Below are 20951 nucleotides of genomic sequence, written 5' to 3'. Positions count from 1 at the left end.
ATTAAAAGTTTCAAGTTTTAGGTTTCAAGTTATGAAACTGAAATTTGAAACTTTTTTAATTACATAAATATTTAAGTTTCACAAATAATGTGAAACATGAAACTTTAAACTTGAAATAACAAAATGCAACTACTAGACGGTAAAAAAACATCTAACGACATTAAAAACGAAATTGCAGCCGAAGTTCAATCCATAAAAGCCGCAGGAGGAAAAGTACCTCATTTAGCAGCAGTTTTGGTTGGAAACAACGGAGCAAGTTTAACTTACGTAGGAAGTAAAGTAAAATCATGTCAGGAAATCGGATTTGATTCAACTTTAGTGAGTCTGGCGGAAACAATTACCGAAGAGGAATTGTTAGCTAAAATTAAAGAGTTAAACGAAGATGACAATTTAGACGGATACATCGTTCAGTTACCGTTACCAAAACACATCGACGAGCAAAAAATCTTATTAGCGATCGATCCTGATAAAGATGTAGATGGTTTTCATCCAACAAACTTTGGTAGAATGGCGCTTGAAATGGAAAGTTTTATTCCAGCAACACCTTTCGGAATTATGGAATTGCTTGAACGTTACAAAGTTGAAACTTCAGGAAAGCATACAGTTGTAATTGGAAGAAGCCACATCGTTGGGCGTCCAATGAGTATTTTGATGAGCCGTAAAGGAAATCCAGGTGATTCGACAGTTACCTTAACACACAGCCGTACTAAAAACTTAGAAGAATTCACTAAAAATGCGGATATTATTATCACAGCTTTAGGAGTTCCTGAATTTTTAAAAGCGGATATGGTAAAAGAAGGAGTAACGATTATCGACGTTGGAATTACTCGTGTAGAAGATGCGTCAAACGCAAAAGGATATGTTATTAAAGGTGACGTTGATTTTGACGGAGTAAGCAAAAAAGCTGCATTCATTACCCCAGTTCCTGGTGGAGTAGGGCCAATGACAATTGCAATGTTATTAAAAAATACACTTTTAGCACGCAAAATGCGAAGTGCAAAAAACAAATAAAATGGCCTAAAAATATATAAAAAAGCCTGTTCTATATAGAACAGGCTTTTTTATTGCATTAATTTTTTAAACACATAGAAACATAGAATTTAATTTTCAAAAAAGAAATGCAAAAGAGAAAAAAATTTCTTTCACATAGTTTACTCGGACTCCAGCTATGTTTGTTTAAATAAAGTGAAACGCCTTTTTTACAGTTACAAAATCTATGTTTCTATGTGTTTAAATTCTGCGCAAAGGTCCATTTTAATATTTAATTAGTAGTTTAAAGTTTTCGTTCTTAAAAATAAAGAATACTTTTGCACCACTTAAAAAACACATGCCCAAATGGACGATTATTATTCGTTAGTATTAAATTAAAAGCAGCTTTTGAAAATTTCAAAATGCTGTGATAACACCCTGTATTTTGAAATGAAAGCCTTTTACACAAATGACAACGGATTACTAGAAGTCTCAAAGTGGACTCCAAACTGCTGGATTAATATTGAAGATCCATCAGAAACAGAAAAAAAATACTTACTCGAAGAACTTCAAATTCCCGAAGCTTTTTACAATGATATAGAGGATATCGACGAAAGACCCCGTATAGAAATTGAAGACGGCTGGACGCTTATTATCATGCGTGTTCCCGTAAAAAGCAACGATATTAAACTTCCTTTTCAAACCATTCCGCTTGGCGTAATTTTTAAAGACGATGTTTGTGTCACAATTACATTTTACAAAACAGAGATCATATATGATTTTATGTTGTATTCACGACGTAAAAACATTCAAGTCAAAGACAATTTAGATTGGGTTCTAAGATTGTTATTGTCATCAAGTGTTTGGTATTTAAAATACCTAAAACAAATCAATCAGAAAATAAAACTAGCCGAAGATAATTTAGAGAAGTCAATAAAAAATGAAGAATTGCAGGCATTACTCCAAATCGAGAAATGTTTGGTTTTTTTTATTACCTCATTAAAGGCAAACGATGTTTTATTTCATCGTATAAAAAATCTGCGAGCACATAAAGCAAGCTACGATCCGGATTTGTTAGAAGATGTAGAAATCGAATTAAGCCAGGCGCAGGATACAGCCAATATTTATAGTAACATCTTAACAGGAATGATGGATGCTTATGCATCTGTAATTTCTAATAATATGAATGATATTATGAAACAGATGACCTCAATTTCTATCATTCTTGTGATTCCTACCTTAATTGCCAGTGTTTATGGAATGAATGTGCCAAATGGTCTTGAAGAAAGCAAATACGGTATTTGGATTATTCTTTTTGTCTCATTTTTATTTTCAGCTTTTGGCGTCTTTTTGTTCAAAAAGAAAAGATGGTTTTAGAAATTAAGAATTGAAAATAATATAAAAGCCTATTCGTAAGAATGGGTTTTTTCATTTTATATATAGGGCGTGACCGTATTTGCAAAAAGGCGCTCCAATCTTTACGCATATGTGCGCCTTTTTGCAAATACGGTCGGGCTATCCACGCTGCTTCGGCAGCTTATTCCTATCCCTCACGCACTTTACCAGACCTCGTGTTTTCTTGCATAGCTACCATATCTTTTAAGAAATCAATATTATTCTCGAAAATATTTTATACTTTTTACTTGCCAATTCAAAATAAACAATAACTTTGTAATGCAAAGTACTTTTATTATGAGTCAGAAACACCAAGAAGATTTAGCACACATTCGTTCCATGATGGAGCGTTCTTCAAGATTTATATCGTTAAGCGGACTTTCGGGAGTCTTTGCTGGACTTTCAGCCTTGATAGGAGGATTATACGTGTATCAGCTATTTAAGCTTAATGGTATTGAGTATTTTACAGATGAACATATTTTGCTTTCAGGTAGTTTGGTCTCTCATTTATTTTTTACAGGGATCGTAATATTAGTCTGCGCTTTTGTATTTGGAGCCTTTTTTACAATCAGAAAAAGCCGAAAATACAATTTGCCAATTTGGACATCAGCAACAAAAAATATGTTGTTTAATCTTGCTGTTCCACTTGCTGTGGGAGGTATATTTTGTCTGGCTTTAATGTATCATGGAAATTATGGTTTAGTTGCGCCATCGACTTTGATATTTTATGGACTTGCAGTTGTAAATGCAGAAAAATATACTTTTTCAGACATAAAGTATTTAGGTTTTTCTGAACTTGTTTTAGGATGTATTTCGCTTTTTTATATTGGATATGGATTGATATTTTGGATCATTGGATTTGGAATCCTGCATATTGTATACGGATTAGTGATGTTCAAAAAATACAAATAACCTAATGGGAATTATTGATAAACTAAATAAAGATTTTGAAAGCCGTGTCAGATTGGGTATTATGTCCGTTCTGATGGTTAACGACTGGGTAGATTTTACCGAGATGAAAACGCTTTTAAATATCACCGATGGTAATTTAGCAAGTCATTCCTCTGCATTAGAAAAGTCACAATATATCGAAGTTAAGAAAGAATTTGTCGGCAAAAAGCCTAAAACATCTTATCAAGTAACACCGCTTGGCCGCGCGGCGTTTAAAGAACACCTTTCTTACCTCGAAAAATTAATGAAATCTTAATAACTATATTTTTTTGTCTAATTACTTTGAAACACAAAGTACTTTTAATTATTTAATCATGAAAAAGCATCAAATTATTTTAGTTTGTACAGTGGTCTTTACGTTACTTTTTTACAATCAAAATCCAGGAGTTAATATTGGTGTTTTTGGTGTAATTTTAACATTGTTAACTAGTTACTTCTTTCAAGAGAAGTTTGTTGATAGATCGCATTTAATTTTGGTAATCACATCAATATTGTCATGCTTCGCTTTTGCGTGGTATGGAGATGCCGCTTCCTTTTTCGCTTTAGCGTTCTCAGTTCTTTTTTTACAGTTTAAAACTCAGGATGGAGAACTTAAAATAGTACAGATCTTTCCATTGATTTTTTTAAACGGATTTACTTCAATTGGGCGTATCTTTATCTTTAGTCAATGGCTGCCTGAGCGAAAAATTCATAATGACTTTGCTAAAAAATTAGTAGCTTTTGTCGTTATTCCAGTTGTCTTTTTGGGATTGTTTTTTATCGTTTATTCTTTTGGAAGTAATCATTTCTCTTCATTGTTTACAGATTATACTTTAGATATCGATATTTTTCAACTAATCTTAATTACAATACTTGGGTTCTATATTTCATTTAGTTTTTGGAATTATTGGGTTCCAGATGCTTGTTATGAGTTTAATCCAAAGTTGGACAATGAGTTTACTAATATTTCTGAAGTAAAGAGTCAAAGTACATTTTCATTTTTAGATCTTGATTTCGAAAGAAAGAGCGGTGTAATTACTTTGGTACTGCTTAATATTTTGCTTTTAATTTTTATCGGAACATATAATTACGAGCAGTTTTTTGAAGCTGCAGATAAAGCAAATTTAAGCGCTGATACACACGAGCGTGTAAATGCTGTGATTTTTTCAATTTTGATGGCCGTTGGTGTAATCTTATTTTATTTTAAAGGCGGATTCAATTTCGATGAAGAAGCAACATCTTTAAAAAGACTAGCTAAAATCTGGATTATTCTAAATGCAGTTTTGATTGTTAGTACTATTATCAAAAACTCAGAGTATGTTTCCTCTTTTGGATTAACATATAAACGTTTGGGAGTTTATGCTTTTTTAATTTTAGCAATTATAGGTTTGGTTTATACTTTTTTAAAAATTGCAAAACAAAAAACAAATGCTTACTTAGTCAATCAAATGGTTTGGTATTTCTACGGAACAATTTTAGTTTGCAGTTTTGTGAATTGGGGAAATCTTATAACCAATTACAATATTTCAGTAAACAAAGGTGTTGAGCCCGTTTTTTTAAGCGAATTGAATTTTAACGATAATGCTCGACGTGAGTATTTCAAGAGAAATAATTTGAACGGAAAATATCCTGAAGCTATTAGAGAAGAATCGATTTTGAATTATCAGAAAGCAAACTTTCTGTCTAAAGCTTTGTATTATGATTTTTTGGATAAAAAGTAAATAGAAATAAAAAATCCCATATGTTAGAACATATGGGATTTTAGTATTTAGTTTTCTCCTCTTTTCTTAAATCTAGGATCGTGTTTAGAAATAAAGGTTGTTCTTCTATTAGTAGGCTTATTTTGAGTTTCAACTTTCGGTAAACTTGCTTCTTCAGTTTTACTCGAAGGTTCAATTAACTGATTTAATTCTTTAATTTCATCATCAGTCAAATCGCGGTATCTTCCAACAGGAATGTCCAAAGAAATATTGATGATTCTGATACGTTTTAACGCCGTAACTTCATAACCCAAATATTCTGCCATTCTTCTAATCTGACGATTTAATCCTTGTGTTAGAATGATTTTGAAAGTGTATTTACTAATTTGTTCTACTTTACATTTTTTAGTAACAGTGTCTAAAATAGGAACACCATTTCCCATTCGCTGAATAAAACGCTCCGTGATAGGTTTATTTACCGTAACCGTATATTCTTTTTCGTGGTTATTTCTAGCGCGTAAAATCTTGTTTACAATATCACCATCATTAGTCATAAAAATTAAACCTTCACTGGCTTTATCCAACCTCCCAATTGGGAAAATTCGTTTGGGATAATTGATGTAATCAACAATATTATTTCGAACTTCAAGATTAGTGGTACATTCAATTCCAACAGGTTTGTTGAATGCTAAATAAACCAGTTTTTCGTGCTTTTCAACAATTAGTTTTCCGTCAATGCGCACTTCATCATCAGGTGAAACTTTAGTTCCCATTTCAGGTACAGCACCATTTATTGTAACACGTCCTTCCTCTATAAGTTTATCAGCTTCACGACGCGAACAATAGCCAGTTTCGCCAATAAATTTATTCAAACGTTTTAAATTCTCTTCCATACTGCAAAAATAGGCAAAAGTTTAGACTTCTTAGAATTTTAGATTTCAGACTTTAGATTGTTGGATTGTAAATTTTGTACAATCTTATTTTTTTGAGGAACGAAATCTTTACAAACGTTTTATAGAACACGGATGACACGGATTTGCTTCGAAAAGACGCGGATTTAAGCGGATTTTTTTCTTTCAAAATGGCATGCAAAGTGATTACTTTAGTCATTAAAAAAAACTTTGTCCCTCTGAACCTCTGCAACTTTGCACCTTATTTATGAAATTGAGAACTATCCTCAGGAGTTTCTTTTCGATCAAACATTCCGTAATCACGAACAACAGTTGCGATTCTTAAATGATAATCCTTAAAAACTTCATTGCGTCCTTTTGCCTGTGCGTGACGATGCATTTCAAGATTTCTCCATTGCTGAATACTTTCTTCGTCTTTCCAAAAAGACAATGATAAAACCTTTTCAGGATTACTAATGCTTTGAAATCGTTCGATTGAGATAAAACCTTCGATGTGATCTAATTCCGGACGCAGTTTTGCTGCAATATCTAAATACTCTTCTTTTTTTCCTTCGTTAGGAATAACTTCAAAAATTACAGCAATCATTTTTTTTGAATTAAATGTTATGAATTAGAAATAAAATACAAAATAAGAAAAACCTTTGTTCCCCTGATTCTCTATTACTTTGTACCTTCAGAAAAAAGAAACTCGATCACTTTGTTGTACAATTCATCATCGTGCATTCCGTGGCCTAAGCCCTTAGTTTCGATAAATTGACTGTTTTTCCAGTTACTGTGAATTTTTTTGCCTTCTTCAAAAGCAACGACATCATCTGAAGTGTCATGCGCAATAAAACCTTCGACATTAAATTCAGAAGCAAATTTTTGTCCTGAAAAATCTTCCAGCTTAAAATTGAATCGATCTAAGAATTTACTTTCTAAAAGCGAGAACATTTTAGTATTCAGACTTAACATTGAAATATAGTTATCAATTAAAGTTTTCAAGTCTGATGGAGCTCCCAGGATAACCATTTTATTTATACTCGTATTCGGAAACAAGTATTGGTGATACACGCAGGCTGCACCGCCAATCGAGTGACCAATTATAATTGTCGGCTGGTATTTTTTTACCGCTTTGTTTATAAATTCGGCATAAAGCGGAACATTAAATTCTTTACCGCTGCTTTGACCGTGGGCAGGAGCATCAATTGCTATAATGGTACTTCCTGATTTTTGAAGATGCGGAAGCGTTTTTTTCCATCTCGAAGCATTGCTTTCCCAGCCATGAACTAATAAGATTTTAGTTTCGTTTCCTTTCCAGATGTATGTTTGAAAATGATGTTCATTAAGGTTAAAAGTTTCCGTTTCTGTATGTCGCAAGATTTTTGGGAGTGCTTCTTTTTGCAATCGTCCTATTCGAGGCTGACTAAAAAGGGCGTAAGAAAGCTCAACAGCTTTTTGAGGGCGAACATAACTTAGAAAGTTAATGTATTGCCCAACAGATTTTAAAGTAATAAAACGGATTCCTTTTTTAATTCCCAAAGTAAATAATTTAATGGTAAAAATAATATTCGGGAATCGATCTAGAAAAGTTTCGCCACGAATTACACAAATTTAGCACGAATTTTTATTCCATCTAGAAACAAATTAAAAATTAGTGAAAATTGGTATAAATCGTGGCAAAAAAATATAAAAAAAAAGTCCCGATTAAATCGGGACTTCTATTTAGAATTTTGAGAACAATTGTTCCATTTTTTCTTTTTCTTCTTCAGCTAATGCGCTGTCAACTAAAATTCTTCCAGAGTGCTCATCAGTAATGATTTTTTTTCTAGAAGCAATCTCAACTTGAGTTTGCGGTGGAATAGTAAAGAATGATCCTGCTGAAGCTCCTCTTTCGATAGAAACTACTGCTAAACCATTACGAACACTAGTTCTGATTCTTGTATAAGCTGCTAATAATCTTTCTTCAATTTGACCTGAAAACTCAGCAGATTTCTCAGATAAGAAGATCTCTTCTTTTTGAGTTTCTGCCATGATAGCGTCAAGTTCAGATTTTTTATGTTTTAAATGAGAACTCTTTGCGTCAAGCTTTTCTTTTAAGTTAGAAATAACTTCTTTTTTATGCTCGATAGAAGCTTTCATTTCTTTGATTTGCTTTTCAGCCAATTGAATTTCTAATTCTTGAAATTCAACCTCTTTAGTCAAAGAATTAAATTCTCTGTTATTACGAACTGATTCTTGTTGTTTTGTGTATTTTTTGATAACCTCTTTATGCTCATCAATACCATTTTTCTTAGACTTGATTTGCTCCTCAATTACTTCAAGTTCACTTTTCAGTTTCTCTGAACGCGTGCTTAAACCTGCAACTTCATCTTCTAAATCTTCCACTTCTAAAGGAAGCTCACCTCGTACGTTTCTGATTTCGTCAATTCTAGAGTCAATAAGCTGTAAATCGTATATTGCTCTTAACTTGTCCTCAACACTTAATTCTTTCGTATTCGCCATATTCTATAAGTACTTAACTGGATTTGTATTTTCTTCTGATAAAATGATGGCAAAATTAAGGATTTTTTTTCGAAGATAATCAACAATATAGTTTTTTGTATAGCGTTCACTCTCAAAATGACCAATATCTGCTAAAAGTAATCGATTTTCAGCTTCGTAAAACTGATGGTATTTTAAATCAGCAGTTAAAAAAGCATCGGCTCCAGCCATAATTGCATTTTTTATGGCAAAGCTTCCAGAACCACCTAGAACGGCTACTTTTTTTACTTTCTTACCTAAAAAAGCAGAATGACGTATTCCGTCAGCTATCATTTTTTCTTTTACAAAATGAAGAAAATCTTTTTCATTCATTTCAGTTTCAAACTCGCCAATCATTCCCAGGCCAATATTTTGATGTGCATTTTGAAGATCGTAAATTTCATAAGCGACTTCTTCGTAGATATGATTAGCAAACAGTGCTTTAAGAATTTTAGATTGTAAGTGTTTTTCAAAAATAACTTCAATTTTTATTTCCGTTCCAGTATGTAATTTTCCTTTTTCTCCAATTACAGGATTGCTGTCTTCGTTTCCTTTAAAAGTAAAAAAACCTTCAGTATTAAAACTGCAATTATCATAATTACCAATAGTTCCTGCGCCGGCTTCAAACATGGCATTACGAACTTTTTCAGAATTATCTGGAGTGGTATAGGTTACCAATTTTTGAATGAAATTTTGTTTCGGTATCAGAACTTTAGTATTGGTTAATCCCAAAGCATCACAGAAAATCTTATTAACGCCTGCAGAATGATTGTCTAATGCAGTGTGAACGGCATAAATAGCAATGTCGTTTTTGATTGCTTTTAAAATGGCGCGTTCAACATAATTTTTTCCCGTTATTTTTTTGATTCCAGAAAATAAAATGGGATGAAAACAAACTATTAGATTGCAGTTTTTGGCAATAGCTTCATCAATCACAGTTTCTAATGCATCATGACAGACTAAAACACCAGTGCTTTCGGTTTCAGTATTTCCAACTAAAAGACCAACATTATCAAAATCTTCTGCATAGGCCAATGGTGCCATTTTTTCTAGAACTAATACTATTTCTTTGATTTTCATTATTCTTTGTATTTCGAGTTTTAAATTTCAGATTTTAGCTGCTGCATTAACCTGAAACTAGAAACAAATTAACGAAAAAAATTATACTTTCGTAAAATGAATATACTTCGAAAAATACTTTTTCCTTTTGCAATTTTGTATGGATTAATCACATCAATTAGAAATTTTCTTTTTGATAAAGGAATTCTTAAATCGACTTCATTTGATATTCCTGTTATTGCGGTTGGAAATTTAAGTGTAGGAGGAACTGGTAAAACACCTCAAATTGAGTATTTGATTCGATTATTGTCAAGCAAATATAAAGTGGCGACTTTAAGTCGTGGCTACAAACGTCAGTCAGAAGGATTTGTTTTGGCCGATGCAAATTCAAATGCTTCAATATTAGGTGATGAACCGTTTCAGTTTTATCAAAAATTTCCAAATGTTCAGGTTGCCGTTGATGCAAATCGTACAAACGGAATTACTCAATTGCTCTCGCAGCGAGAAAAACCAGAAGTGATTTTACTAGACGATGCCTACCAGCACCGTAAAGTAAAAGCTGGTTTTTATATTTTACTTACTTCATATGGTGATTTGTATGCGGATGATTTTATGCTGCCAACAGGAAATCTGCGTGAGGCTAGAAGTGGAGCAAAAAGAGCCAATATTGTTATTGTTACAAAATGTCCTGCTAAATTGGATGAATCTCAACAGCAAAATATTAGAAGAAAGTTAAAACTGGAAGCATCACAAGAATTATATTTTACCTTTATAGATTATGATGATTGTGTTTATTCTCAAACAGAGAAATTGACAGTCGACGAAATTAAAAATGAACAAAAATTACTTTTGGCAGGAATCGCAAAGCCAAAACCCTTTTTTGATTTTTTAAAATCTAAAGATGATGAATGTCTTACATTTCCAGATCATCATCATTTTACAGAAAAAGATCTTACAACAATCGCAGAGAAAGCAAAAAAACATAAAATTATTACAACCGAGAAAGATTATGTTCGTTTAAGGGACACCAGTATTGTATCGCAATTATTTTATTTGCCTATAAGAAGTTCTTTCCTCGGGGAACAAAATAATTTTGATAAAACAATTTTAAATTATGTGGGAAAAAGTTCAAGAAACAGTTAGTTATATAAAGTCAAAAACACAATTCGAGCCAGAATATGGGGTGATTTTGGGTTCAGGTTTAGGAGGTTTTACAAATGATATCGAAATAGCATTTACAATACCTTATGATGAAATTCCTAATTTTCCTGTGTCTACAGTTCAAGGGCACAAAGGTGCTTTAGTTTTTGGAACTATTGGAGATAAAAAAGTGGTTGCGATGCAAGGTCGTTTTCATTTTTATGAAGGATACACGATGGAAGAAGTTACTTTTCCAGTTCGGGTAATGAAGTTTTTGGGAGTTAATAAACTATTGGTTTCAAATGCGTCGGGAGGCGTAAACGCAGCTTATAAAGTAGGTTCGATTGTTATTATTAAAGATCATATCAATTTTGCGCCGGAACATCCTTTGCGCGGTAAAAACGATGAACGTTTTGGACCTCGATTTGTTAATATGAGTGAGCCTTATTCTCGAAAAATGATTGCCAAAACGAAAGAAATTGCATCAAGATTGAATATCGAAATTCATGATGGAGTTTATTTTGGTTTGCAGGGACCTACTTTTGAAACTTTGGCTGAATATAAAATGGTTAAAATTCTTGGCGCAGACTGCGTAGGAATGTCAACTGTGCCAGAAGTTATTGTAGCACGCCACATGGATGTAGAAACTTTTGGAATCTCAGTAATTACCGATATGGGTAATGAGGAAAGTATAGATACGATCTCTCATGACGAAGTTCTTGAAGCCGCAAAAATGGCTGAACCTCAAGTAAGAGCTTTGATAAAAAACTTGATTTTAGAATATTAAGTTTTTACTTTAAAAAAACTTGGCGATTGTGCTGTAAAACTCATCTGGAACGAATGGTTTTGTAATAACATCATTCATTCCGTAGGATAAAAGCATATCTCTGTTTTCGTCAAGCGAAATCGCAGTCAACGCAATAATAGGAGTTGTTTTATCAAACTCTCTAATTTGCTGCGTTGCTGTTGTTCCGTTAATACCTGGTAAATGAACATCCATTAAAATCATATCGAAACGCTTTACTTTTAAAAGCTCAACAGCTTCTTCTCCGTTATCGATAATTTCGCAAGTTATAGCTTTGTTCTCCAGCATTTTTCGAGTAATCATCTGATTGATTTTATTGTCTTCAATCAGTAAAATTGATTTGTTCTTTAATTGAGAATCATCGTATGTTTTTTCTTCTTGTACAACCTCCAAAGGTTCTTTATTGATTTTAAAATCTAATTTAAAAGTAAAAGTAGATCCCTTGCCAACTTCACTTTTCAATTTAATTTCGCCGCCCAAAAGTTCAATTAGTTTTTTTACAATAGTAAGTCCAAGTCCAGTTCCTCCATATTTACGATTTACTTCTATTGATCCTTGCGAAAAACTTTCAAAAACGCTTTGTAATTTATCTTCAGGAATTCCAATTCCAGTATCAACAATTTCAAAATAAACCGTTGCCGTATCTTCTTCTTCAGCGTACAATTTTGCAATTACATTTACATGTCCGTTTTGAGTGAATTTCAGCGCATTGTTGATTAAGTTCAATATAATTTGAGACAATTTAGTAGGATCACCAATTAAATTGTCGGGAATTGACTTGTCTATTTCAAGATTGAAATAATTTTTATTGGCAGTAGCCAATTCTTTTAGAGAGCTTTGAATATTAAAAAGAAGCTCTTTCAAATTAAAGCTGATACTTTCAACTTCGACTTTAGTAGAATCGATTTTGTTGATTTCAAGAATTTCGTTGATAAAAGTAGTAAGGTAATTTCCTGAGAATTTTAAGGATTCTAAGTATTTTAATTGTGTTTCTTTCGGATCATCTTCGAGTAATAAATGGGTGATTCCATTAATCGCATTCAGCGGTGTACGAAGTTCATGACTTACCGTTGATAAAAACTCTGATCTGGCTTTTGAAGCCTTTTCAGCTTTGTTTTTAGCTAGAATTAATTCTTTATTTTTCTCTCGTAAAAGCAGGTTGTTTTGATTTCGAATGATATTGTTTTTGTATAAAGCTAAACTCAAAAGCGATAAAATCGAAATTAAAGCAATTGCCAAAATACTGACTAATTTAGAGTATCGATATGTTTTTAATTGAATTTTTTCTTCGCTTTCGCGTTTTATACTATTATTTAAAGATTGATTTTTTTTGAATTTTTGGTATTCATTAAAATCAATTTTGGCATTTTTTAATTTTAAAATATAGTTTTCTAATTGATAATGCTCATCTAAATACGAATAAGCAAGATCAAAATTTCTATTTTTTTTGTAATACTGGCTTATTGCTAAAACAATTTTAGATTTTTGCGAAAGATCATTTGTCTGCGCATTATAATCTAAAGCTTTGTCAAAATAAATTATAGCAGAATCATTTCGTTTAAGTGCAGTTTCAATTAATCCTAGCTGATAGTAAGAGCTGCTTTTAGTTTTTATAATAGCAGGATTATCAGGTTTTTTGGTGATTTTTTGTAAAGTTTTGGCAGCTAAGCGTAAGTTCTGATTTGACTTAAACGCCATTGCTTTTTGATAGGTGAGAACTTCGGCGCTGTCAACAACTCCTAGTTCTTTTAAAAGGTCTTGAGCTTTTGCGTAATATATATCGGCGGTTTTGTAGTTGCCCATTGCCGTGTTTGCGGCACCAATATAATGCAGTGCCAAAATTTTTGTGCAATTAGGTTTTACACTGTCAAATGAAGAAACACTTTTGTGAAAGTTCTTTAAAGCTTCATCATATTTTTGCTGATTATAAAATATTTTTCCAAGCTTAAAGGTTTGGTTAGCAAGATTTTGAGTATGGTGATGCGTTTCACAAAAATCAATTGATTTTTGAGTGTAAAAAACAGCTGTATTGTATTTTTTATTACTGAGATTTTTGTTGGCGAGTTTATTGTAATAGGAAACACTATCCGTATTCTTTTTAGTTTGAGAATACAAAAATGAATTAAAAAAACAAACCAGAATAAGAATGTGGTATTTCATGTATTGCAATGCTTTTACAATGAATTCTATTTTTTTCTTATCAGTAAAATCAAATCTATTAATCTCGATGAATATCCAATTTCATTATCATACCAACCCACAACTTTTACCATTTTATCAATAACAGAAGTAAGTTGTGCATCAAAAAGACATGAATGCGTGTTGCCAATTATGTCAACAGAAACGATAGGATCTTCAGTATAATCTAGTATTCCTTTTAAATTTGTTTTTGAGGCTTCTTCAAATGCTTTATTAATTTCTTCAATACTGACAGCGCGTTTTACATTAAACGTTATGTCGGTCAATGAACCATCAGGAACTGGAACACGAATGCCGCAGCCTCCTATTTTTTCATGCAATTTAGGAAAAATTTTTGTTAATGCCTTAGCTGCACCTGTAGTTGTTGGAACAATTGATTGACTTGCGCCTCTCGCACGGCGTAAATCCTTATGTGGTTGGTCGTGAAGACTTTGGTCGGTTGTGTATGAATGTATTGTTGTAATGTAAGCCTGCTCAATTCCGCATAATTCCTCGATGATTTTTATCATCGGAGCCGCATTATTTGTTGTACAGCTTGCATTTGAAACAATGTCTTCGGTTCCATCCAAAATAGTTTCATTTACTCCTAAAACAACAGTTTTTATCGTGTCTACTTCAGAAGGAGCAGAGAGTATTACTTTTTTTGCCCCAGCTTCTATATGTGCATTTAATTCTTCGTGTGTTTTATATTTTCCCGTTGATTCTATAACAAAATCGATAGAATGACTTTTCCAATCTAAGTTAGAAATGCTTTTTTCATGAAAAAACAAAAAGTGTCTATCATCAACAATTATCCCATTTTCATCATGAGATACTTTAAATGGTAAAACACCATGTATACTGTCGTATTTTATTAAATGCGACATGGTTTTGTTATCGGCAATGTCGTTAATTGCAATAACTTCAATTTCAGGGTGGTTTAGAAGCAGTCGGAATAAGTTTCTTCCAATTCTTCCAAAACCATTAATAGCAATTCTTGTTTTCAATATTTTGTTTATTTGTTTAATCGTTCAGCCGTTTAATCGTTTTATCACTGCGATTAAACGATTAAACAGTTAAACAAATAACCTTTTATAATATGTGTTTTTGAGCTTTGTAAGAAGAACGAACTAACGGGCCGCTTTCTACATGTCTGAAACCTAATTCTTGACCAAATTTTTCATATCGAGCAAATTGTTCAGGTGTAATGAATTCTTTTACAGGTAAATGCTTTTTGCTGGGTTGTAGATACTGTCCAATAGTAACAACATCAACATTTGCATTTCGAAGGTCGGTCATAGTTTGAAAAACTTCTTCTTCCGTTTCTCCAAGACCTAACATGATTCCAGATTTAGTTCTGTTTATTCCTTTTTCTTTCAAGTAACGCAAAACTTCTAAACTGCGATCATATTTTGCTTGAATACGAACTTCTCTAGTTAAACGTCGAACAGTTTCAACATTATGCGAAACTACTTCTGGATTTGCTTCCACAATTCTATCAAGATTTCTTTCCATTCCTTGAAAATCCGGAATTAAAGTCTCAAGTGTAGTATTCGGATTCATTCTGCGAATCGCTTTTACCGTTTCAATCCAAATTATTGAACCGCCGTCTTTTAAATCATCTCTATCAACACTTGTAATAACAGCATGTTTGATATTCATGATTTTTATAGAACGAGCTACTTTTTCAGGCTCATCCCAATCTACCGTTTCTGGTCTGCCGGTTTTAACACCGCAAAAACCACAAGATCTAGTACAGACGTTTCCTAATATCATAAAAGTAGCAGTACCTTCTCCCCAGCATTCTCCCATATTTGGGCAGCTTCCAGAGGTGCAAATTGTATTTAAGCTGTATTTATCGACTAAACCACGAAGTTCAGTATATTTTTGTCCAATTGGTAATTTTACCTTCAACCATTTAGGTTTTGCAGGTGGTATGTTTTCAATGACTGTTTCCATATATCATAATTCAAAGTACAAAGATACGGAAGTTGACAATAAGATTATAGTATTGCGTTTTATCAAGACAAAATATTATTTATATTTTGCAAGAGGACTTATTGAATCTAGATAAGTTTTGATGTCCTTGTACATTTGACGAATTGAAACTGGTCTGGTTTTCATTTCTGGTTCTTTGATTTCAATATTTTCGTTACTGATTACAATTTTATCAACTGTAACAACTGTATATTCTCCAAGTTCTACTTTTAGTATTAAACCCGGCAATCCCCAGTATAAACCTGGTCCGTCATTGACTGGTATTTCTTCAGCATACCATGCGGTAATAGGAGCTAATGATTTTGTTGAGGTTGCTTTTTTGCAAGTATATCCATTGATAACAGCAGTCTCGTCTGCAAATTTCCATTCGTAGTCGGTAAGTTTCTCTTCAGCGCTAAAATCTTTATTGCTGATAGTATATTCTTTTCGTATTGATTTGTTATTTTGGTTTTTAAAGGTTATGTCAATTGTAGGGAGATCAATTTGATAATAGGTTTCAAGCTTACGACCTCCAATTTCTACATGTGAAGTATCAATAGATGATTTTTGTGATGGGATTAGTTCAGTAATAGATTTTTTATCAGCATAAGAATAAGTAAATGTTTTAGGTTTAATTTCATTAGAAATGGCTCTGCTTTCTTTTCCAATTGTTTTAAGTATTTTTTCTGTATAAGTTGCTTTTATGGTTTGTGAATTGGCCTGTAAAGCAATAAAAAGAAAAAAAAGAATGTTTCTATTCATGATTTTAATTATATGATTTTGGTTGTTTTTGTAAAAGAATAAAAGTAAGATAATTAACTCAAGTTTTAAGTTGTTTACTTTGTTTTTCTATTCATATTTAATGTTTTAGCTTGACTTTGAAAATTTAAATTTAGTCTTATTCTGCTATGAGTTTAGCGTTTTAACAAGACAAAATATTATTTATATTTTGCAAGAGGACTTATTGAATCTAGATAAGTATTGACGTCCTTGTACATTTGAATAACGGAAACGGGTCTGCTTTTAATTTCTGGTTCTTTGATTTCAATATTTTCATTGCTAATTATAATTTTATCGACAGTAATAAGCGAATAATCTCCCAGTTCTACTTTTAGTATTAACCCTGGTAATCCCCAGTATAACCCTGGTCCGTCATTGACTGGTATTTCTTCAGCATACCATGCGGTAATAGGAGCTAATGATTTTGTTGAGGTTGCTTTTTTGCAAGTATATCCATTGATAATAGTTGTCTCGTCTGCAAATGTCCATTCGTAGTCGGTAAGTCTCTCTTCTGCGCTAAAATCTTTATCGCTGATAGTATACTCTTTTCGTATTGATTTGTTATTTTGGTTTTTAAATGTTATGTCAGTTGTAGGGAGATCAATTTGATGGAAGGTTTCAAGTTTGCGTCCTCCAATTTCTATGTGTGAAGTATCAATAGAAGATTTTTGTGATGGGATTAGTTCTGTAATAGATTTTTTATCGGCATAAGAATAAGTATATGTTTTTGGTTTGATCGTATTAGTAAGGCTTTCGCTTACTTTACCAATTGACTTAATGGTAGTTTTTATATAAGTTGCCTTTATGCTCTGTGAATTGACTTGAAAGGCAATAAAAAGAAAAAAAAGAATGTATCTATTCATAATTTTAATTATATGGTTTTGGTTGTTTTTGTAAGAGAATAAAAGTAAGATAATTAATTCAAGTTTTAAGTTGTTTACTTTGTTTTTCTATTCTTATTTAATGTTTTAGCTTGATTTTGAAAATTTAAATTTAGTCTTATTCTGCTACGAGTTTAGCGTTTCAAGGCGATGCGAAATTTTTCCTTCAGTAATTTTGCTGTTAATTTAAAGTTTGAAAAAACATGAAAAAGAGATTTATTGTATTAGGGATTTTACTGACGGCTTTTAGTTTTACTGTAATGAATGTATAAATACTATCGGATATTAGGTAAAGTTGTTCGTGGATATACTTTTAGTGATACTGATACAGCGGTTTTGGTTGAAGAATCAGTTGCTGAATCTCTCTGTAAAATGTAAAAACGGCGAATTCTCTAAAGAACCTGCCGTTTTTGTATTTTATGCCGTTAAGTGTTATGAATAATAGCTGTAGATCGTTATGCAGCTCATCAAAAATTTATATCTTTAATTTGTTTGAAAAAAAGTAGCTTTCCGTGAAATGAAATAGGATTTTATTGTAATACATTTGTTGTTAAATAATAATTATGTTTAGAAATATGAAAAAGAAATTTATTGTATTAGGGGTTTTGTTCGCTGCTTTTGGATTTACAAAAACAAATGCACAAATTAATTTAGGTGATAAAGCAATTGGAGCGGTTCAAAAAGGAGTAACAGCGTTTACATTAACGAATGCTGATGCAGCGGCTTTATCTAAAGAAGCAGTTGCAAAAATGGATGCTGAAAATGAAGTGGCTGGACCAACTGATGGTTATACACTAAGATTGAACAGAGTGTTTGGAAAATATACTGCTGGTGATGGATATACTTTAAATTATAAAGTATACAAAGTTAAAGATGTGAATGCTTTCGCTACTGCAGATGGAAGTGTGCGTGTATATTCGGGTTTAATGGATATTATGGATGATAACGAATTGCTGGCTGTAATAGGTCATGAAATTGGTCACGTTGCCAATAATGATTCCAGAGATGCAATGCGTGCAGCTTACCAAAAAGAAGCGGTGATTGATGGAGTTTCTTCTCAATCAGCAAAAATATCTTCACTTACTGATAGTCAGTTAGGGAAAATTGGAAGTGCCATGATTGACAGTAAACACAGCCGTAAACAAGAAAGCGAAGCGGATTTGTTTTCATATAATTTCTTGAAGAAAAATGGTTATGATGTAAATGCAGAAGAATCAGCATTTAGAATTTTGGCTAAAATGAGCGAAGGAGCTCAAGCTTCTTTTATTGATCAAATGATGAGTTCGCATCCAGATTCTAAGAAAAGAGCAGATGATGCGAAAAAAAGAGCTGAAAAAGATGGTTTGTATAAACCATACGTACAGCAAAAAATAGATAATACGGTTCCAAAAGCGGCAACGACTAAAAAGGCAGCTACAACCAAAAAAGCCGCAACTAAAAAGAAATAATAATTTCTAGTTTAAAAAGAGAACGGCAGATCGTATGATCTGCCGTTCTCTTTTTTTGTATACTATTGTTAGCCTAAAACGTGATGCGCTAAAACTTTTTGAACGTCATAAACATTTACAGATTTGTTAAACTGTTTAACGATACTTGGATTCAGTTCGCTTGAAACCCATATTTTTAATTCGGCATCAAGGTCAAAAGTTCCAGCAGTTTCTACGCTGAAACGAGTGATGCTTTTGTAAGCAATAGATTTATATTCGGTTTTGCTTCCTGTTAATCCTTGTACGTCAACTAAGATTAATCTTTTGTTGGTAAAGATAAAAGTATCACGGATTAATTTAAAACCCATTTCAATTTCTTCATTATCAGTTAATAACTGACCATACTTTTTAAGCAAATCTTCCTGAGTGACAGTACCTGCATTACCCATAAGGGCTGAAAATATTCCCATTTTTTTATTTTTTAGTTTTTGAATATTAAGTATGTAAAAGTAATTTATTTGCTAATTTTTATTCGATGTTTTTGCATTAAAAAAATAGAAGTTAGTATTAGTGAAAGTAAAGCTGCCGAAATTATAGAAACGATAATATTTCCATATTCCTTAATTCCAATACCTGCAGAAAAACGTAAAATTAAAATTAAGACAAAAAATAAGAATGTTACAAGCCAATAATTTTTGTTGACAGTTTTTTTTGAGATAGTATTTTTAGGAAGTTTGAAAATTGCAAAAAATAAAATAGCTCCCCCTGCCAATGTGCTTAGATGTTGTGCTATTTTCAAGATCGGAATATCGATACCGAATATATAAACAGAGTTTTGTAATAAAGTAATATGATTTACAAAGTAGCCGCTGTCATGAGTAAAGCTGTCCCAAAGAAGATGGGATGCAGTGCCGATAAGAATTGAAAAGAGGACTACAATCCAATTTTGTTTGAAATAGTTATTCCAATTAAATGTTGTGAAAATTAAGAACCTTGATTGGAAGCAATAAGGTAAATTTTGAAAAAGCAGATTTTTAACTTTATTATGAAAAATAAAAGAAATAAGCAGCGCTAGAGGTAAATCAAACCAAAATACGCCAGCTATGGTATGACTGTAAATACTTTGAATGCGCATCCTGATGAAGTATTCAAAATCAGGGATCATGCTGCCAATAACTAATCCAGTTAATGAAAACCATTTTTTGTTTAAAAATTGTAACGGTAAAATTATTGCAGGATGGGCAAAAGTAAATGGCATTGTAAAAGGTATTAGTTTTTTACTGCGTTAAAAATAAGATTAATAAATCAATAAAAAACTAATATTTTTAATTCCGGAGTGGTATAAAAGCATAAAAAAAGCAGAACCTAAATTCTGCTTTTCTATTTTTATTCTGCTTCTGTTTTTATTGTTATCGGGAGATTGTAGGCAGTTCTTACTGCTTTACCGTTTAGTATTCCCGGAGTCCATTTTGTTTTTAATGATTTTAAAACTCTAATCGCTTCTTTCCCCATTCCGTAACCTGGATCGTTTTTTACTAGGATGTCTGTAATTGAGCCGTCTTTTTCAATTACAAATGAAACATACACTCGCAATGTTTTTTCAGCATCCAATTCTGGTCTGTTAAAGTTGTTTCCAACATAAGCATAGAATTTAGCCATTCCACCTGGGAATTCTGGCATTTTGTCTAAAACACTTGTGTTCACAATGCCGTTTCCATTGTCAATTGGCTCAGAAGTTCCTGGGTTTCCTGTGTTTCCTGTCCCTGGCAAAACATTGACGCTAGTGCCTGTTCCTGTAGTATTTTCTACTATTGGAGCATTGTTTGCATTTGTAGCGATTTCTGGTGTTGCTTGAGCAGCCGAAGTAACAACTGGATTTGTCAATTGCAAAGCTTCAGTTACTGGTGTTGCAGCCGTTTGTTGAGGTGGTGCGATTGGTGCAGGAGGTTCAGGCTGTACCTTAATCGGCTCTGTGTTGACTTGCACAACTACCAATGGCTCTGTAATTGGTGTTGCCTCGACAGGATCATGTGTCCTAAATTTATTAATCAGCATCGATACGCTTCCTAAGGCTGCTAGTAACAACAATCCCATGAATAGAGCTGTAATAGTAGTTTTAGAATTCTCTTGGCGTAATTGATACGCGCCGTACTCTTTGTTTTTGTTTTCGAAAACAAGATCAATCCACTTGTTTTCATAGATGCTAGATTTAGACATGATTTTTGGGTTTTAAGGTTAAGTAACTTTAAATCATACGCAATAAGAATTAGGGTTTTGACAAACAACGCAGAAGTTGA

21 protein-coding genes are annotated in these 20951 nt (G+C 32.5%); 8 read left to right on the top strand and 13 right to left on the bottom strand.

The annotated features are described in order from the left end of the window. Window positions 1-123: 123 nt before the first annotated feature. From NLG42_RS01140 to NLG42_RS01120, 5 genes are all read left to right on the top strand, one after another. Window positions 124-1011 carry a bifunctional 5,10-methylenetetrahydrofolate dehydrogenase/5,10-methenyltetrahydrofolate cyclohydrolase gene (locus NLG42_RS01140; protein ID WP_089057952.1) on the top strand — a complete coding sequence of 296 codons (888 nt, stop codon included), beginning with the start codon at window positions 124-126 and terminating at the stop codon, window positions 1009-1011. Window positions 1012-1377: 366 nt separating this feature from the next. Beyond that, window positions 1378-2346, top strand: coding sequence for a magnesium transporter CorA family protein (locus tag NLG42_RS01135; RefSeq protein ID WP_257682771.1), 969 nt, complete (start codon window positions 1378-1380; stop codon window positions 2344-2346). Window positions 2347-2661: 315 nt separating this feature from the next. Beyond that, window positions 2662-3276, top strand: a complete 615-nt coding sequence (locus NLG42_RS01130; protein WP_257682770.1) for a hypothetical protein — start codon at window positions 2662-2664, stop codon at window positions 3274-3276. 4 nt (window positions 3277-3280) lie between these two features. Continuing rightward, window positions 3281-3571 (top strand): winged helix-turn-helix domain-containing protein, encoded by a 291-nt coding sequence (locus NLG42_RS01125; protein ID WP_089055859.1) that lies wholly within the window; start codon window positions 3281-3283, stop codon window positions 3569-3571. 58 nt (window positions 3572-3629) lie between these two features. Beyond that, on the top strand, window positions 3630-5015 hold the full coding sequence (locus NLG42_RS01120; RefSeq protein ID WP_257682769.1) for a DUF4153 domain-containing protein: 1386 nt from the start codon (window positions 3630-3632) through the stop codon (window positions 5013-5015). Between the two features lie 47 nt (window positions 5016-5062). On the opposite strand, the gene rluF is transcribed toward NLG42_RS01120, so the two are convergent. The 5 genes from rluF to NLG42_RS01095 all read right to left on the bottom strand — a co-directional run bounded on the left by rluF (window position 5063) and on the right by NLG42_RS01095 (window position 9487). Next, on the bottom strand, window positions 5063-5887 hold the full coding sequence (rluF, locus tag NLG42_RS01115; protein ID WP_099720483.1) for a 23S rRNA pseudouridine(2604) synthase RluF: 825 nt from the start codon (window positions 5885-5887) through the stop codon (window positions 5063-5065). A gap of 259 nt (window positions 5888-6146) precedes the next feature. Further along, the gene (locus NLG42_RS01110; RefSeq protein WP_089055862.1) at window positions 6147-6491 is read right to left on the bottom strand and encodes an antibiotic biosynthesis monooxygenase family protein; all 345 of its coding nucleotides are present in this window, start codon (window positions 6489-6491) and stop codon (window positions 6147-6149) included. A 74-nt stretch (window positions 6492-6565) separates the two neighbouring features. Beyond that, complete coding sequence (locus NLG42_RS01105) at window positions 6566-7426, bottom strand: alpha/beta fold hydrolase (RefSeq protein WP_099720484.1); 861 nt, start codon at window positions 7424-7426, stop codon at window positions 6566-6568. Between the two features lie 183 nt (window positions 7427-7609). Then, on the bottom strand, window positions 7610-8389 hold the full coding sequence (locus tag NLG42_RS01100; protein WP_089057958.1) for a zinc ribbon domain-containing protein: 780 nt from the start codon (window positions 8387-8389) through the stop codon (window positions 7610-7612). 3 nt (window positions 8390-8392) lie between these two features. Then, window positions 8393-9487 carry a Nif3-like dinuclear metal center hexameric protein gene (locus NLG42_RS01095; protein ID WP_257682768.1) on the bottom strand — a complete coding sequence of 365 codons (1095 nt, stop codon included), beginning with the start codon at window positions 9485-9487 and terminating at the stop codon, window positions 8393-8395. Window positions 9488-9583: 96 nt separating this feature from the next. On the opposite strand from NLG42_RS01095, the gene lpxK reads away from it, so the two are divergent. Continuing rightward, the gene (gene lpxK, locus NLG42_RS01090; protein WP_257682767.1) at window positions 9584-10609 is read left to right on the top strand and encodes a tetraacyldisaccharide 4'-kinase; all 1026 of its coding nucleotides are present in this window, start codon (window positions 9584-9586) and stop codon (window positions 10607-10609) included. Then, a complete protein-coding gene (locus tag NLG42_RS01085) occupies window positions 10581-11393 on the top strand; it encodes a purine-nucleoside phosphorylase (protein ID WP_257682766.1) in 813 nt (270 codons plus the stop codon). Before lpxK ends, NLG42_RS01085 begins: the two co-directional genes overlap by 29 nt. A 9-nt stretch (window positions 11394-11402) precedes the next feature. Here NLG42_RS01085 and NLG42_RS01080 read toward each other — a convergent pair whose 3' ends face one another. The 5 genes from NLG42_RS01080 to NLG42_RS01060 all read right to left on the bottom strand — a co-directional run bounded on the left by NLG42_RS01080 (window position 11403) and on the right by NLG42_RS01060 (window position 17209). Then, window positions 11403-13571 (bottom strand): tetratricopeptide repeat-containing hybrid sensor histidine kinase/response regulator, encoded by a 2169-nt coding sequence (locus NLG42_RS01080; RefSeq protein ID WP_099720487.1) that lies wholly within the window; start codon window positions 13569-13571, stop codon window positions 11403-11405. A gap of 26 nt (window positions 13572-13597) precedes the next feature. Next, the gene (gap, locus tag NLG42_RS01075) at window positions 13598-14596 is read right to left on the bottom strand and encodes a type I glyceraldehyde-3-phosphate dehydrogenase (protein WP_089057963.1); all 999 of its coding nucleotides are present in this window, start codon (window positions 14594-14596) and stop codon (window positions 13598-13600) included. Between the two features lie 85 nt (window positions 14597-14681). Then, window positions 14682-15548: a lipoyl synthase gene (gene lipA / locus NLG42_RS01070; protein ID WP_089057964.1), complete on the bottom strand. Its 867-nt coding sequence runs from the start codon at window positions 15546-15548 to the stop codon at window positions 14682-14684. A gap of 75 nt (window positions 15549-15623) precedes the next feature. Next, window positions 15624-16328: a GLPGLI family protein gene (locus NLG42_RS01065; protein ID WP_257682765.1), complete on the bottom strand. Its 705-nt coding sequence runs from the start codon at window positions 16326-16328 to the stop codon at window positions 15624-15626. Between the two features lie 176 nt (window positions 16329-16504). Next, window positions 16505-17209, bottom strand: coding sequence for a GLPGLI family protein (locus NLG42_RS01060; RefSeq protein WP_257682764.1), 705 nt, complete (start codon window positions 17207-17209; stop codon window positions 16505-16507). Window positions 17210-17802: 593 nt separating this feature from the next. Between NLG42_RS01060 and NLG42_RS01055 the strand changes: the two genes are divergently transcribed. Next, window positions 17803-18675: a M48 family metalloprotease gene (locus NLG42_RS01055; protein WP_089057967.1), complete on the top strand. Its 873-nt coding sequence runs from the start codon at window positions 17803-17805 to the stop codon at window positions 18673-18675. A 68-nt stretch (window positions 18676-18743) separates the two neighbouring features. Here the strand turns inward: NLG42_RS01055 and NLG42_RS01050 are convergent, their stop codons facing one another. The 3 genes from NLG42_RS01050 to NLG42_RS01040 all read right to left on the bottom strand — a co-directional run bounded on the left by NLG42_RS01050 (window position 18744) and on the right by NLG42_RS01040 (window position 20871). Then, window positions 18744-19124: a PH domain-containing protein gene (locus tag NLG42_RS01050; RefSeq protein WP_089057968.1), complete on the bottom strand. Its 381-nt coding sequence runs from the start codon at window positions 19122-19124 to the stop codon at window positions 18744-18746. Between the two features lie 44 nt (window positions 19125-19168). Next, on the bottom strand, window positions 19169-19912 hold the full coding sequence (locus tag NLG42_RS01045; protein WP_257682763.1) for a DUF4184 family protein: 744 nt from the start codon (window positions 19910-19912) through the stop codon (window positions 19169-19171). A gap of 128 nt (window positions 19913-20040) precedes the next feature. Continuing rightward, window positions 20041-20871 carry an energy transducer TonB gene (locus NLG42_RS01040; RefSeq protein WP_089057969.1) on the bottom strand — a complete coding sequence of 277 codons (831 nt, stop codon included), beginning with the start codon at window positions 20869-20871 and terminating at the stop codon, window positions 20041-20043. Between the last annotated feature and the right edge of the window lie 80 nt (window positions 20872-20951).

This window comes from Flavobacterium plurextorum (genome assembly GCF_024638035.1).
Taxonomy (GTDB): domain Bacteria; phylum Bacteroidota; class Bacteroidia; order Flavobacteriales; family Flavobacteriaceae; genus Flavobacterium; species Flavobacterium plurextorum.
The sequence above is the reverse complement of the archived record's forward strand: the minus strand, read 5'-3'. Positions and strand labels throughout refer to the sequence as shown.